The organism is Paenibacillus sp. HW567, assembly GCF_000374185.1.
In the GTDB taxonomy this organism is placed as follows: Bacteria; Bacillota; Bacilli; order Paenibacillales; family Paenibacillaceae; genus Paenibacillus_AQ.
On sequence record NZ_KB910518.1, the window covers coordinates 4,741,534 to 4,756,278 of the forward strand.

Sequence of the window (14,745 nt, forward strand, 5' to 3'; positions counted from 1 at the left end):
TTCTTTAGTGATCCGGTTTGACCCAATGGCATATTCGATCAGGAGGGAATTTATATGGATAAAAAAAGAGGACGTCCACGAAATAATGAAGCGGAGGCTTCCATTCTTGCGGCTTCTTATGATTTGCTGCTTGAGGCCGGATTTGGAGCGGTGACTGTAGAGAAAATTGCAGAACGGGCTAAGGTCAGCAAGGCGACCATCTATAAATGGTGGCCTAACAAAGCGGCCGTAGTCATGGACGGCTACTTGTCCGCCGCTTCTGCCAGACTTCCAGTGCCGGACACAGGCTCAGTGCAGGAGGATATTAGAATACATGCGACGAATCTGACCCGTTTTCTGTGCAGCCGTGAAGGAAAGGTGATTACCGAGCTGATTGGCGAGGGACAATTCGATGCCGGCCTTGCCGAGGCTTACCGGACGAGATTCTTCGCACCGCGCCGTCAAGAGGCCAGACAGTTACTGGAACGTGGTGTGACCCGGGGGGAACTAAAAGAGAGTCTGGATATTGCTTGTTGTATTGATCTGATGTATGGACCGATATTTTACCGGCTTCTGATTACAGGGGATACACTGGATGGGGCATTCGTTGACAAGCTGCTTGCGTTAGCATTCGAAGGGACTGGAGTGTAGCGACTCTTCTCTTGTATATTCATTGATTAATTCGTCCAGCTTCATGGATTGCTTGATCACCTTCGGGTGAAGCAGCCCATAGATTGTTTCCATCTCATTCAGCTTCCTGCGCTCCGCTTCAATGCGCCTCTGAATGATTACCAAATTATTCATCCGCAAAACCTCCTTTAGGTATTTTAGAAGGTTATGTAAAACTTGAAGATATCAACAGGGATGCAGTACAGAATAATAAAAGCCACCGGAAAACAAGGATAATCCTTCTCCGGTGGCTTTGCTTTGTCTTGAATATCTGGAATAGTTAAGAGCTGGGTTGGAGCGAGATTCCCAGCTTGTTCAGATACGGATTAAGCTGTTCGATAAGCTGCTCCTGGATTTTCTTATCTGCGTCTGACAGACGATCCATATGAATGCTGCCATCCGGGTCCGTGACTTTGGCATTCATATCCTTCAGCCTGCCGATTAATTGCTCGACCTCTGCCAGTTCATCCCCGCTGAAGGTTTGCTGCGCTTTGGCAAGCTGCTGATCCCAGAAATCACCCGCGTTCAACTGTTCTACCGGCGCTTTTGCTCCTCCAGCTTTATCTAATTTGGCAAAATAAGGCTCAAGCTCTGCTGTCAGCTTGTTATAACGCTCCCGATCAGCGGCGCTTAGCTTCTCGGGGTGAAGGCTGCCGTCCTTATCGGCAATTTTCAGATTGAGGCCGCCAAGCTCGTGCAGCAAGGAGGTTAGTGCGCTGAAATCCTCCTCGTTCAGGCTCATCTGTGCCTGCTGCAGCTTAGCTTCAAGCTCCTCATACTGCTCAGGTGTGCCTGCGTTTTGAATAAAGCTATCCTTTGAACCATACATAGAATCGGCCAAATAATTGTATCCGGCATAGACTCCGGTCGGGATGATAAGCGATGCTGCTATTATTGTAGCTACTAGCCATTTCTTCATATGTCTTCCCCCTTGTCCGGGTGTGATCCGCTCCAGGATCTTCCCCTTCAGTTCCGGTGGGGCGCTCCAGCCTTCAGCTTCATCCAGTAGCGTCTGCCGCAGGTTCTCCTCAAGACTCATGCAGATCCTCCACCTTCCCTATTCTAATAGTGTCAGCCTTATGCTTCCGGCGCAGCTTCTGCAGCGCAGCATGAATTCGGGATTTGACAGTTCCAAGCGGGATATTCAGTATTGCGGCAATCTCTTCCTGGGAGCACTCCTCCAGGTAATGCAGAATAATAACCTGCTTCAGCTTGTAAGGCAACCGGTTTACCTTGTCGAGCAGAGCACGGCTGGATAGGCGGTCGATGACCTCGCCGGCGAAATCATTTTCTATGACCAGGCTGGTCTGCTCCGCTTTCTGCATAATTCTGAAATGCCTCCAGCCCTTTCGCCGGTAAGCCTGAATCTGCCGCATGACCAGTCCCATCAGCCAAGGCCTGAAGTCCCGCATCCCGTCATACTGCCCAAGCGAGCGGTGCAGCTCAATATAGATTTCCTGTACCACATCGTCAGCATCGGAAGGCTCGGAAACGAGGAAACGCACGGTTCTGTAGACATCGCGAACAGTCGCTTCATATAACTCACCATACGCTTCACGGCTGCCGGCTAGCGTGAGCGCAATGAGCCGCGAATATTCTGCTGTATTCTCCATCCGTCATTCCCCCTTCTGGCTTACACTATGTATTGGCAGGAAGCGTTATTTTCGTTCGATTTATTTTGGGCGGGGGGCACATCACAAAAAAACAAGACCTCCCTTTATGGAAAGTCTTCTAATGTTACTTATCCGATTCACTCCTTCAAGCCGGATTCTTCACAGCTTAATCTTCGCAAGCAACGTAACCAGTTGCTCCTTCTCCTCCGGTGCGAACTCCTCATAGACTGCTGCCAGCAATGTTCCTGAGATCTCCTCAAATATCGGCTGAAGCTCCCGGCCCTTGGGAGTAAGCGACAAGCGAAAAATCCGTCCGTCCATCTGGTCCTGCTCCCGTTTCACGTATTCGAGACGCACTAATTTATCTACCAATACCGTGATTGTGGACTTGTCCTTATCAATGGAACAGGAAAGCTGGTTCATCGTAATGTCTTCCCGGGCAAACAACTGATACAGAATGTCTCCGTGTGAAGGCGCTATGCCATGAAGATTATGTCTCTTAAGTTCACGCTCAATAAACTTGTTCCCACGCCGGTGAAGATGACCGATAGTAGCTAAAATATTATTTTCATTCATTCTCCCATGTTAAATTTATACAAAATATGTGTCAACCCCCTTCCTTTTCAAATCCTAAAAATCAAAATCAGACGAGCAATGTACATTCTGTGAATTTTAACTAAAAAATTAGTTTTATATAAAATTTTCTTTGATTTTTGTGACATTTATCACACCTGTTGTGAAATTTTTCACTTATCATGAAGGTGTCGAAGATGATCATCCGATAACACAAACAAAGAGAAACCTGGAGGAGTGGAGATAATGTTCAACAACTGGTTCCGCAACAATAAGGCAGCAATGGTGCTGCTCACTATAGTCCGCATTTACGTAGGTTACCAATGGATTGAGGCTGGCTGGCACAAGCTGACCGGAGGCTTTGATGCTTCGGGCTTCCTCAAAGGAGCCATTGCCAAGAGTGTCGGTGAAGATGCCTCTGTACAGGCCTGGTGGGCCAACTTTCTACAGCATGCCGCGCTGCCGAATGTGAGCTTCTTCAATGTTCTTATTCCTTATGGTGAGTTTCTTGTAGGACTCGGGCTGATCCTGGGTACATTCACTACCTTCGCTGCATTGATGGGACTTGTAATGAATGCTTCCTACCTGCTCTCGGGTACGATCAGCACCAACGTGCAGCTTCTGCTCATGGAATTTATTATCGTTGTCTCTGCCGCCAATGCCGGCAAGATCGGCTTGGATTACTGGGTGCTGCCATACCTGCGCAAGCTCTTCGGCAAAAAGAATCAAAATGACACCTTCGGCTCTGCAACACCCGCTTCGGCAATGAAGCGTTCTGTATAAAATGAAGCATAATCCTACAATGACCCGCAGGCAAGGACAGCACTAGCGTCCTTCTCTGCGGGTCATTGTCATGTGTGACAACACAAATGTAACAGACTTGTCTTCTTATCGTTAACAGAATTTGGCCCCGGAGCGGATGTTTTACAGTATAATTGAACAGATTGGACTTATAGACTCTGGAGGTTATTCTGTGAAAAAAATTCTAGCTGCTTCCGCACTCGCCCTGCTCATTGCCGGATGTGCGGCAGCACCCGATATAGATACGATTTCTGCCGACGCACCGCTCACGCTAACAATAGACGGACAAGCAGTGCTCCCTCAGCTCCATCCCTTCACTTCCGCAGGGCTCTTGTACGTTCCCGCAAGGGCGCTGCCGGAATATTATCCGGTTGAACTGAAATGGAATAACACGCTCAAAAAACTCACCCTAACCACTAATAGTTCCCAAACGGCCCTTACACCCGGCAGCGCAGCGATGCAAGTCAGCTATACGCAGACGGACGGCAGTTATGAGGACGTACAGGAAGGTCCTGCTCTTTTGAGGGGAGGGCACGTGTATATTCCTGCCAGGACAGTGGAGCAGCTCACCGGGGCCGAACCAAAGATGTCAGCTTCTGGAAAAGAAGTATCCTTCATGTCTGGAGATGTCAGTACAACCGTACGGATTCCCAAAGAGCCGCTTGCGGTTGCAGCAGGCAACGCCAGTAAGGTCAAGCTATTTTCCTCACTGAAGGATGGCGGTACATACAAAGGCTTCATCCTTGATGTAAACGGCAGGAAGCACAGCTTCGCATGGGAAGCGCCGCGACTTGTCAGTTATCCGCCGGAGCTGATCTATGCCGATGTAGATAACGACGGGAAGCCGGAAGCTACAGTGATCTTCACCCTTGGCACAGGAACCGGAGTCGTCCAGCAGGAGGTCCATGTGGTCAAGCCGGAGCAGTGGAAGGAGCTTGCGGTGCCTGCTGCGGAAAAAGCCGCCAATGCTGCCGTATCCTCCACAATTTCGCTTGATCCTAACGATGTGCTGGTCCGGCTTGAGCTTGCAGGCGCTTCTCCATCGAAGGTTACTTTAAGACTTCCTGGCCGCGCCGGGGACGGCGGACTCAATTACTTCGGCACCAAGGCAGGAATTGGAGCGGTTACTTATTATAATGTAGAGAATGGACAACTGAAGGCGGAAACGAGCGTAAATGTTGGAATGCAGGAGAGCATAGGCACACTCAAGCTGATCTACAAGCCAGGCAGCACAGGAATGGTGCTGGATACGATAACATTCGAACCAGATGATACCACCAAGCAGTACGTGGAGAAGTAGGACAACTCAGAGCGAAGCGCAAAGGAGTACGATCCCATGATTGATGCCCATATTCATCTTGATCAATATAAGGATGAAGAGTTGAAGGTTATGCTGCAAGAACTGCCGGGGCAGGCTATCGAAGCGCTGATTGCGGTCTCGATGAACCTGGACTCCTGCATCCGCACACAAGGCATCGCCGCACAGGCACTGGGGCGGGTGAAGCCAGCCTACGGCTTCCATCCCGAGCAGCCGGTTCCGGCGGAAGCTGAGCTTACAGTGCTGCTGGAGTGGATCGGACAGCATGCGGGAGACATGATTGCTGTGGGCGAAATCGGTCTGCCTTACTATTTACGGGCCGAGGCGCTGGCAAGAGGTGAAGCTTTTGACATGGAGCCTTATCTCAAGATTCTTGATGCTCTGCTTGCGCTCGCCGCCCGTCTGGACAAGCCGGTGGTGCTGCATGCCGTGTACGAGGATGCCCTGACCGTCTGCGATCTGCTGGAGAAACACGGTATTACAAAGGCTCATTTCCATTGGTTCAAAGGGCCGGAGGAAGCGGTCGCCCGGATGATACAGCGCGGCTATTACATCTCCTTCACCCCGGACATTCTATATGAGCCGGAGATCCAGGAGCTGGCGCGGCGATATCCGCCCGAACTGGTGATGGCCGAGACGGACGGGCCTTGGCCGTTCGAGGGGCCGTTTACCGGACACCCTACTCATCCGGGGATGGTTCATGACGTTGCCGCCGCATGGGGCGGGCTGCACGGATACTCTATCGCTGAGGCGGAGGCTCATTTGACCGCCAATACGGTGCGATTTTACCAGTTGTAGCCGGGCTACAAAATGTGAATAGATTGTAATCCCGTGCAGATTAAACGCGCACCTTGATTCACATGGAAGAACAAAAGCTGGCGCTGCCATCCCCAACTAATTATTTTAGCAAATTGGCGATTGAAGAAAGGATTGAATCCATCATGAACATAAAGAAAACAACTGCTGCCGGTCTATTATCGGCCTGTCTGCTGATTGGCGGCCTGACAACAGTGCTCGCTACTTCCCCAGCCTCTGCTTCCAAATCTATTGCCCCTGTCCCTGCTTCTACAGCCCCACCTGCCAAGGTGTATCCTGCCGGTGAGACGTGGAAGTTGAACGGTGAATGGGAATTTACAGTGAATTCAATCCGTGAGACTCCGCTCCGTGCCCGTGAAGATGACGGCAACAAGCCGGCCAAGCAGGTGCTGATCGTCGATTACAGCTATAAGAACCTCCGTCCGGCCGGAAGCGAGCCGTTGGCCTTTTCCAAAGCAAACTTTTACCTGAATGATGCTAAGAACCCCGATAATACGGCAGACGGGTCTCATTATACTTTAGTCGTTCCCGGCGAAGACCGCGCCATCAATGTTGAATCCGGCAAAAGCGTACAACATGCAACCTGGGTGTATGCGTTCTATGATCAGAAAGCCGCTGCGGTTCAGTTCAATGTCGGCGCATATGATTCGCATCTGAAGCTGCATGAGACCAAGTTCATCGTTCCTGTGCAATCCGGTAAATAAAGAACAGGCGCATGGGGCCGCCATCATAACCTTGGCCTCATGCGCCTGAGATTTGCACTTTGAACATCACTCGATAAGCAGCAGTCTCTCTACCTGAACCAGCTTTTCGCCTGTAAATTCCATCCGGTAAATATCCGGCTTGGAGGTCTGAAGCAGAAAGTCCAGTCCATATTCCCCGGCAAAGTGATTCATCATCAGCGTCATCACCATGCCGTGGGTGCCGATGACTATTTTTTCGTCCTTGTGCTGGTGCAGGATCTTCTTCAGCGCTTGTACGGCCCGGGTCTTGCAGTCATTGTTGGATTCGCCGCCACCCGAGAGCACAAAGTCCGGCTCCGCGAACATTTGCTCCAGATAGGGATACAATTCATGATCCGGCAGCGTCCGGTCATCATCACTCCAGCATCTTTCTTTCAGGTCTTCGACGATACGGACCTCTTGTCCAAGCTCCTCCGCCAATCCGGCAATCGTGTCAACCGCCCGGATATAGGGGCTGCTGTACAGCGTATGTATGCCTTCCTTCCGCAATCGCTCCGTCACTCTCCGCGCATCCTTTTCCCCGAGAGCCGACAGCCCGCGCGACCTTTCATTGCCTGAGGTTTTGATGGATTCGCCATGCCGTACCATATAAATAACAGTTGCCATAAGAGCCTCCTTAACGTGTGTCCTTCTGCAAAAATCCATCTCTGCGGCATGCCCTTCCCTCTTACCCATTCGCCTGGACCACCCAGACTCCTCCATCTGATAAAAAAAGCCCGCTTGGGCTTAGCAGAAGCGCTTGCTAGATTGCTTGTAAACGGCAGAAATTACATATCAGCACCAGCTATCCCCTCACGGCTGCTATATGTACTCTGTACAGCTATATCCCTTAAAATAGCGGCTTGCGGAGCTTTAAATGTATTTCATACCATAAAATTCCGCGAAAACCCAATTATTAAGCAAAAATAGGTTTTATAGCTGCACGAAGTGCAATAAAAGGTATTTTTCGGTTCTGTAAGGTCATTCTTACTGTACAAACTGCAATTACTCTCTGAAAAATCTACCCGTGCTGCTCCAGCCCCGCCTCTGCTTCTTCAGAAGGCTGGGGCTGTGCAACGTCAGTACGCTCCGTCTTCACCACCGGCCACAGTACCCGCCCGAACATGATGCCGACCAGTCCAAGAAGCACCTGGACCATTCCGAAATTCACAAAAATACGGCCAGGTCCGGCAAGCTCTACGAAGAGCCCTCCCAGCAGAGGGGCTGCAATCATCACGGCGCCAAGCACCGTGCTTTGGATGCCGAATACACGTCCGGTCATGTGGGGAGGGGTTTCCTTTTGCAGGCAATAATTGAAGGTCACAAAAAACATCCCATTCCCAATGCCCAGTATGAATCCGAACAGCAGCACCCACAAGGCCGATGCACCCGGCTGGAGCAGCCCGAGACCTGCAATAGGTCCGCCAATCAGCACATAACCCATTCCGAGTCTCCAGCCATACCCCGTTCCCGGGTTCAGCCTGTTCAATAGAATAATGATTAGTACAGCACCGACCCCGGACGCAGCCACCATCCAGCCGAGCAAGGATTCATTGGCCGGCGAGAGCACACGGAACAGGCTGGTGAACTGAAAATCAACGATCTGAATCGCCAGCGCTCCGGCGAATCCGAACAGCAGGGTATGCAGCAGCAGGCGGCTGCGCAGCATGAAGCTCCAGCCCTCCTTCCACATTGTACGAAGCGGCACCCGTTCTTCCTGCGCTGCCACCGTCTCGCTCTCTTCTTCTGTGCGAATGCTCTTTACAGAGAGCAGCAGCAGATAGGAGCCGACCCGCAGCAGGGCGTTTAATAAAATACACCACTGCGGAGTAAGCAGCGTAAGCGCCACGCCGCCGAGCAAGGGGCCGGCAATTTTGGAGCCCTGGTTCACAATCCCGTTCAGGGAGGCCGCCTGCAGCAGTTGATCCTCCCTGACAATACTGCGGGTCAGCGACTGCTGGGCAGGCACATTCAGCGTGGAGATCGCGGAGCGCAGCGCCAGCAGGGGCAGCAGCCAGAGCATATTCGGCGCAAACAACACCAGTACGGTCAGGAATGCCGTAAGCAAATCGCAGCTCCGCATCAGCTTCAGCTTGTTCAGCCGGTCGGCGGCTACCCCGGCAACAGAGCCAAGCAGGATGCTGGGCAGCGCGATAGATACCGGAATCAGTGCCAGCATCAGCGGACTGACCTGCCAGCGGTAGCCGACAAGCACCTGAATGGCCAGGGTGTCGAACCAATCGCCAAAGGTTGCCGTGGCGAAGGCGCTGTACACACGCATGTATACTTTGTTGTACAGCAGGCTGGCCGCCTGCTTGGTTGAAGCCTCCATCTTACATTCCTCCAATTCCTCCAAGTACAGTCAGAATCATATAGCTATCTTCGTTCTGCTCCAACTGTACCGGAGAATTGTCAGAGAAATATCAGGGGGTCTGAAGCAGGCGCTGGAGGATGGCTTCCAATGGCTGAGCTAACCGGTTCACCCCGGATTGCTCCAGCGCGGAAACAAACAGGTTGTCATATTTACGCTGCAAAGCCGTCTGGGGCGGAAACATACGGCAAAAGTGAACAATTCTGTACAGTGCGTAGAGTCTTAGCGGAACGAATCCCGACATCTCCAGCACCTGCAAGCCTTCATCCAGCAGCTTCTCCGCCTCCCGCGATTGTCCGCGCTGTGAATGCCAGAGCCCTTTTACAACCTTATAGCTCCCGATTTCCCGCAGGAAAGGCTTCTCATGCAGGATCGTTTCAATCTCTCTGTCCATCCGTTCAAGCTCCTCATCTCCGGTTCCCGCCACCAGATGCACAAAAAGCTCCGTAATCTTGGTCACTGGAATGAAATTCTCGTATTCGCGCTCAGCAATTACCTGATACGACCATTTCAGACGCGCAAGCGCCCGCTCCGGTTCTCCCGCAAGGGTGAACAAATCCAGAATAGTCAGAATCTCCAGTTCAAGCTGGTAGTGAGGGAGCAGTATTTTCCGGGAGATTACCTCCTCGCAGAAGTGAAGCTTGATCTTGGGATCGCCGGAGAAAATATAGAATAGAATCAGATAAAAAAGCCTTTCCGCAAGCGGAACCTCTTCCGTATGCAGCAGCCAGTCCAAATCTCCCTGCAAAAAATGGATGACCATAGCATAATGCGGGTCAAGCTCGTAGCCAAGGGTGTCCTGCTGCCGTGCCAGCGTCAGCATGGACCTGCCTTGACCGTATACATGGAACCTGGAGAACACTTCGCGCATCGTCTCGCGCAGCTCCGGGTCGTTTGCTGTCGGGTTCAGCGCCACCCCTGCGGGTGAGCCCGGCAGCGTCAGGCTGTAGCCGAAGCCGCGGACGGTTCTGATGTCCAGACTGCCAAGCCCGCGGAGCTTTTTGCGCAGCCGGTAAATATGGTCATCTACCGTCCGCTCTACCGGATACTCCAAGGGCCACACGTTATCCAGCAGTTGCTCCCGGCTGAACGTGCGCCCTCTGTTGCGGTATAAAAACTGCAAAAGCGCGAATTCCTTGGGCAGCAGCTCCAGCGCAATTCCGCCTGCAATGACCTTATATTCGCTTTCGTTAAATTCAAGAAGCATAGCCGGACCTCTTTTCCAGGGATAAGTCTATGAAAGTATTATAGCAGGAGCGGGTTCGGTAAACGATAGCGGCGAATGCCTATGGATAACGTAAAAAAAGCCCCCTGGCCGCTAAAGTTGCGCAGCCGGGGGGCATGGGCGAAACAGAGTGTTCCCTTTAAATCAGATTGGACTTCTGCAGCAATCTTTGGATGATCGCGGCAACTTCAGCTCTTGTGATATACGCCTGAGGAGCCAGCTTAGTAGCACTTCTGCCGGATACAATGCCGGCCTCGATACTATCAGCAGCACTGCTTGCCGCCCACTGTGATACACTGCCGGCATCCGTGAACGGACTCAGCAGCTCATCTGCTGCTTTGCCCGGAAGCTTATCTTTTAGCGCGGTGATCTTCATCGCTTTGGCAATGATCGTCATCGCCTGTTCCCGGGTAATCCTGTCCGACGGACGGAAGGTTCCATCCTCGAACCCGTTAATCAAGTTGAATGCGTAGGCTGTCTGAACTGCACCGCTGTACCAATCCGAAGCCTTCACGTCGGTGAATGGCGCTGCGTTGTTCTCCAGCTTCAGGCCAAGTCCGCGTACAATAATTGCAGCGAATTCAGCCCGCGTAATATCCGCATCCGGTGTGAACATGCCATTTCCTGTACCGTCAATAATCATACGCGATCCCATATTATTCACGATATCCTTGGCCCAGTGGCCGGATACATCCTTGAATTCAAGCGGATGCCAGATTATGGAGTAGGTGCTGTTGGTCAGGCTGTTCACTTTTGCATAATACTTCTGGTCAATCGTAGTCACCTTGGTAGGCACATGTCTTACCGAACCGTCCGGTTCAACCACAACCCCGGTTGTAATTCTGTTAGGGTCCACGCCGTCCGGAAGAGCAATCATCCGCTCTACATAGGCGTTGAATTTAGACAATTCGATTGTGTTATTGCCATACAGAGCCCGTACCACGAAATTAAGCGGAGGAGCCACAAGCGTGAATTCTCCCTTCGCAGCCGAATTTTCCACGGTTCTTAATGTACCTTCTGCTGGAGTGGCGATTTCAATCTGAATGGTTATATCCTTCAGCGTAGCCGAGACTCCCAGTTGTTTTGAAATGTCATCAATATTGATTTGGCGGGCAGGCAGGGTGTAGGTTGTATTTCCTCTTTTCAACTCCAGCACCGCCTGCTTCTCATCCATACTCTTGACCATCTGTCCGTCCAACAAGCCTATGACAACATCTGCACTTGTATTAACCGGAATCGTAATCAACGCGCCTTGGCCTTCAGCAGCGAGCCTCTCTTCCAGCTTGGTCTGGTCAACCGCTACGGTCATAACCGTCTGCCCGTTTACTACGGCGTTAGTTACTATTCCCGCATTTTCCAGCTTACCGTTCACAAGAATATTGAACCCGTTGTCCGCTGGTGTTGATGTTGCTACTGGTGCTGGTACCGCTACTGGTGTTGGTGTTGATTCCGGTGTTGGTGTCGGTACCGGTGTTGGTGTTATCACAGGCCCAGTAGTTGGAGTGCCCCCATCGCCACCGGAAGGAGCACTTGGTGTTACAGCGTTTGACAAAGCGGATGCGGCACTGCTGCCTGCGCTATTGATCGCTTTTACTGTAAATGTATAAGTCGTTCCATTGACCAGCCCTGACATTGTAATTGGACTGCCGGTTCCAACAGCGACAACATTGCCAGGTGAGGATGTAACCTCATACCCCGTGATTGCACTGCCTCCATTATTTTCAGGGGCTGTAAAAGAGACCACCGCTTGCCCGTTCCCGGAGCTGGCAGTTACACCTGTCGGCGCCCCTGGAACCGTGATTGGAGTTGCACTTCGTTCATTAGAGGCCGCGCTGTCACCTTCCGGATTGGTTGCTTTGACCACAAAATAATATGGTGTTCCATTGTTTAGCCCAGTCGCTGTATAGCTGTAGACCGAACCCCCAACAGTGGCAATTTCACTGCCATAAGCGGCGGATGCTAGTCTCTGGAATATTTTGTACCCCGTTGACCCGTCCACCGGAGTCCAGAACAAGCTGATCTCTCCATTGCCTGCAAAAGCAGACTGCAGCAATGGTGCGCCAGGAAGCGGCATCGTTGTGTCAGTCACGGTGATCGTCAGCGTTTGCGCGGCTCCCGCGCTGAAGCTGAAGGTTAGGCTAGTGGTCCCCTCAACCAGAGTGGCCAAAAATTCCTTCTTGATTGTCACCGTGCTGCCAGTCACGGTGTAATCCGTTCCCAACGAAAGGTAAGCCACACCGTTTGAAATACTGATAAGCGTATTGCCGTTAAGCGTCAGCGCTGTTGTCACGTCAGCCTGGTTAGCCGCGTTTTTATCGTAGCTGGCACTTAACGGAGTAATAGTACTATTCTGTTGCGTCGCGATTGTGTACGCTTCGCTCAACACGGTGCTGTCTGTCATCCCCGCTTTCACGGCGATGGCCTTAATCGTCTTCGCGCTCGTCAACGGGATCGGCGCGCTGTAGACCGTACTGCCGCTGGTCGGCGTGCTGCCATCTGTCGTGTAGTAGATCGTCGCTCCGCTCGTTGCCGTGCTCAGCGTTACGGTGGTGCCGGACGCTACCGCGCCTCCGGCTGGGCTTGCGGTTGGCGCATCGACTTGCGCCATAGCTCCTGCAGTAGTCATTACCAACTGCGAGTTGCCAGAGATCAGGACCTCACCATTTACTTCCATCAGTGAATAGATTGCATTTGAATCAATGCCTGACATATCGACTCCGGCATCCTGCCAGGTTGAGCCGTGATCATTGGTATAATAAATCGCCGGAGCATAATTGTTGTCAGTTACTATCATATAGACGTTATTGCCCTTTTGACCGAGCATTGCCGTTGTTGAATAAGAGGTAAAAGCATCTGTTACCGTTGGAGCGCTCCACGAAGTTAGATCATCACTTGTACGGGAGAACATTTTGTAGGTTGATGAATCATAACCGGTCAGAATATACTTGCTTCCGTCATATAGAACATTATTTAAGATGTCTTGCTGGTTCGGATACGCACTGGACCGGTTGACCCAGGTTTCCCCATCCGCAGACGTCCAAATGCTGGAAGCATCCACATTGCCTTGGGCATCATAGCCATATCCCAGCGCAATGAATTGATTATTGGTGTACGCAACCGAATACACTGCGTCTATAGATTGTGCGGGCAGAGCAGGCTCATGCCAGGTAATGCCGTCCGCGGATGTTTTTATTTTGGGAGCCGAACCCGAACCTGATCCGACCGCAACAAATTTCCCACTGCCAAAAGCAATATCCGTTATGGAGGTCGAATCATTTAAGGTATTTTGTACGGTCCAGGTAGCTCCGTCATTCGAGGTGGCCAGCGCCGTTTGGGTTTGAGCCCCTTCGCCGATAGCCACATATTTGTTATTGCCGTAGGCGGCTGCCGTAAATCCTGCAAGCCTTGAGGACAACGTCACTTTGTTCCAGGCAGTCAGGTCGCTTGAAGTCCAGATTGCTCCGTCAGCACCTTCTTTTCCTACAGCAATATACTGTGATCCGCTGCCATGAACAATGTCAGTAAACGTCCCGCCCCATTTATAGCTCCAATCGGAGCCATTCGAGGAGACAAGCATCCCTTCATTCCCCAGGCGGAAATACTTTCCGTTCACATATTTCGAAAACTGCGTAACGAAATAATTTTTGAACGGCTGCATGCTCCATGTGGTTCCATTCGCTGATGTGTACACCGCGCCATAGTATGGATTTTCAAAGCCGAACAAATAGTAATTCGAACCATCATAAAAACCATTGAACATCTGGTTATTGTATTGTGAGGAATTTTGCTTAAATGGAGGTCCCATCAGTGTAAAGGTGGATAAATCCGTCGAGGTCCAAATATATGCCGCCGGATCGGAAATATAGTAGCGGTCGTTCATCCAGGTCAGCATATTTGTTCCGGAAGACGGTACGCCAGCGGTTGAAGGCTGCGCATTGGTCCAGGTTGTACCGTCGGTGGTAGAATAAATTTTCCCATTACTGCCCCCCACGGCTAATCTGGAACCGCCATTGCCAGTTGTAACTTGGGTTAACCAAATCGTAGAGTCTACTCCCGCAGGAACGACGGTGGTCCAAGTTATTCCATTCGGCGAGGTCAGCAGCTTCCCCTGTGTTGTCGCATAAAAGGCACCGCTTCCTTTAAAGGTGAGGTACTCTACTTTCGATATCCCGGTGCTTACATTGGATGTGCGCTGCGTCCACGTAATTCCGTCCGGCGAGGTCAATATTACCCCTTCACTTCCGGACACTACAAATAGACCATTTCCATAGGCTACGCCATTAAATGTAAATGACCCGGGAGCCGTCACTCCTGTGTAATTGATGTCGGCTTTGGTTTTTACATTCTCCCAAGTTTCCGCGTCAGCCGACTTGATGATTGCCCCGTAGTATCCGACAGCGATATACACATTGTTGCCGTATGCCATCCCCGACATTGCGCCCGAAGGCAAATTTGTATAGCTTTTGGCCGTAAATGTGTCAGGTGCGGAGCCTGCAGCCTGTAAATCCGCCGGGCGCAATAATAAAATACCAATAATAACCAGACACAACATCCCCATCAGGAAATGCCTGGAACCTTTCAAGCCTCTTGTCATGATCGCTGCCTCCAAATAATGGATTAAATTCTATGATGAGCGGCAAATAAACTACGAATAGTTC

General features: G+C 51.3%; 13 protein-coding genes. 5 read left to right on the forward strand and 8 right to left on the reverse strand.

Going from position 1 to position 14,745, the window contains the following annotated elements; genetic code table 11:
* The first annotated feature begins 54 nt into the window (after positions 1 to 54).
* On the forward strand, positions 55 to 630 hold the full coding sequence (locus B212_RS0121010; protein WP_019913028.1) for a TetR/AcrR family transcriptional regulator: 576 nt from the start codon (positions 55 to 57) through the stop codon (positions 628 to 630).
* Here B212_RS0121010 and B212_RS0121015 read toward each other — a convergent pair.
* The 4 genes from B212_RS0121015 to B212_RS0121030 form a co-directional block, all read right to left on the reverse strand.
* Positions 604 to 783: an aspartyl-phosphate phosphatase Spo0E family protein gene (locus B212_RS0121015; protein WP_019913029.1), complete on the reverse strand. Its 180-nt coding sequence runs from the start codon at positions 781 to 783 to the stop codon at positions 604 to 606. The genes B212_RS0121010 and B212_RS0121015 overlap by 27 nt on opposite strands.
* Before the next feature lie 145 nt (positions 784 to 928).
* Positions 929 to 1,687 (reverse strand): DUF3600 domain-containing protein, encoded by a 759-nt coding sequence (locus tag B212_RS0121020; RefSeq protein WP_019913031.1) that lies wholly within the window; start codon positions 1,685 to 1,687, stop codon positions 929 to 931.
* Positions 1,677 to 2,261, reverse strand: a complete 585-nt coding sequence (locus B212_RS0121025) for a sigma-70 family RNA polymerase sigma factor (RefSeq protein ID WP_019913032.1) — start codon at positions 2,259 to 2,261, stop codon at positions 1,677 to 1,679. Before B212_RS0121025 ends, B212_RS0121020 begins: the two co-directional genes overlap by 11 nt.
* Before the next feature lie 159 nt (positions 2,262 to 2,420).
* Entirely contained in the window at positions 2,421 to 2,837 is a 417-nt protein-coding gene (locus B212_RS0121030; RefSeq protein ID WP_019913033.1) for a MarR family winged helix-turn-helix transcriptional regulator, read from the reverse strand.
* Positions 2,838 to 3,080: 243 nt separating this feature from the next.
* Between B212_RS0121030 and B212_RS0121035 the strand changes: the two genes are divergently transcribed.
* From B212_RS0121035 to B212_RS32065, 4 genes are all read left to right on the forward strand, one after another.
* Positions 3,081 to 3,617, forward strand: a complete 537-nt coding sequence (locus tag B212_RS0121035; protein WP_019913034.1) for a DoxX family protein — start codon at positions 3,081 to 3,083, stop codon at positions 3,615 to 3,617.
* A gap of 190 nt (positions 3,618 to 3,807) precedes the next feature.
* Entirely contained in the window at positions 3,808 to 4,935 is a 1,128-nt protein-coding gene (locus B212_RS0121040; RefSeq protein WP_019913035.1) for a stalk domain-containing protein, read from the forward strand.
* A gap of 36 nt (positions 4,936 to 4,971) precedes the next feature.
* Positions 4,972 to 5,751 carry a TatD family hydrolase gene (locus tag B212_RS0121045; protein ID WP_019913036.1) on the forward strand — a complete coding sequence of 260 codons (780 nt, stop codon included), beginning with the start codon at positions 4,972 to 4,974 and terminating at the stop codon, positions 5,749 to 5,751.
* A gap of 143 nt (positions 5,752 to 5,894) precedes the next feature.
* Positions 5,895 to 6,473: a hypothetical protein gene (locus B212_RS32065; RefSeq protein ID WP_198015878.1), complete on the forward strand. Its 579-nt coding sequence runs from the start codon at positions 5,895 to 5,897 to the stop codon at positions 6,471 to 6,473.
* Positions 6,474 to 6,539: 66 nt separating this feature from the next.
* On the opposite strand, the gene B212_RS0121055 is transcribed toward B212_RS32065, so the two are convergent.
* The 4 genes from B212_RS0121055 to B212_RS33315 all read right to left on the reverse strand — a co-directional run bounded on the left by B212_RS0121055 (position 6,540) and on the right by B212_RS33315 (position 14,681).
* A complete protein-coding gene (locus tag B212_RS0121055) occupies positions 6,540 to 7,118 on the reverse strand; it encodes a histidine phosphatase family protein (RefSeq protein ID WP_019913038.1) in 579 nt (192 codons plus the stop codon).
* Positions 7,119 to 7,512: 394 nt separating this feature from the next.
* Positions 7,513 to 8,823, reverse strand: a complete 1,311-nt coding sequence (locus B212_RS0121060; protein ID WP_019913039.1) for an MFS transporter — start codon at positions 8,821 to 8,823, stop codon at positions 7,513 to 7,515.
* A gap of 91 nt (positions 8,824 to 8,914) precedes the next feature.
* Complete coding sequence (locus B212_RS0121065; RefSeq protein ID WP_019913040.1) at positions 8,915 to 10,069, reverse strand: winged helix-turn-helix domain-containing protein; 1,155 nt, start codon at positions 10,067 to 10,069, stop codon at positions 8,915 to 8,917.
* 157 nt (positions 10,070 to 10,226) lie between these two features.
* Positions 10,227 to 14,681 carry an S-layer homology domain-containing protein gene (locus B212_RS33315; RefSeq protein ID WP_019913041.1) on the reverse strand — a complete coding sequence of 1,485 codons (4,455 nt, stop codon included), beginning with the start codon at positions 14,679 to 14,681 and terminating at the stop codon, positions 10,227 to 10,229.
* Between the last annotated feature and the right edge of the window lie 64 nt (positions 14,682 to 14,745).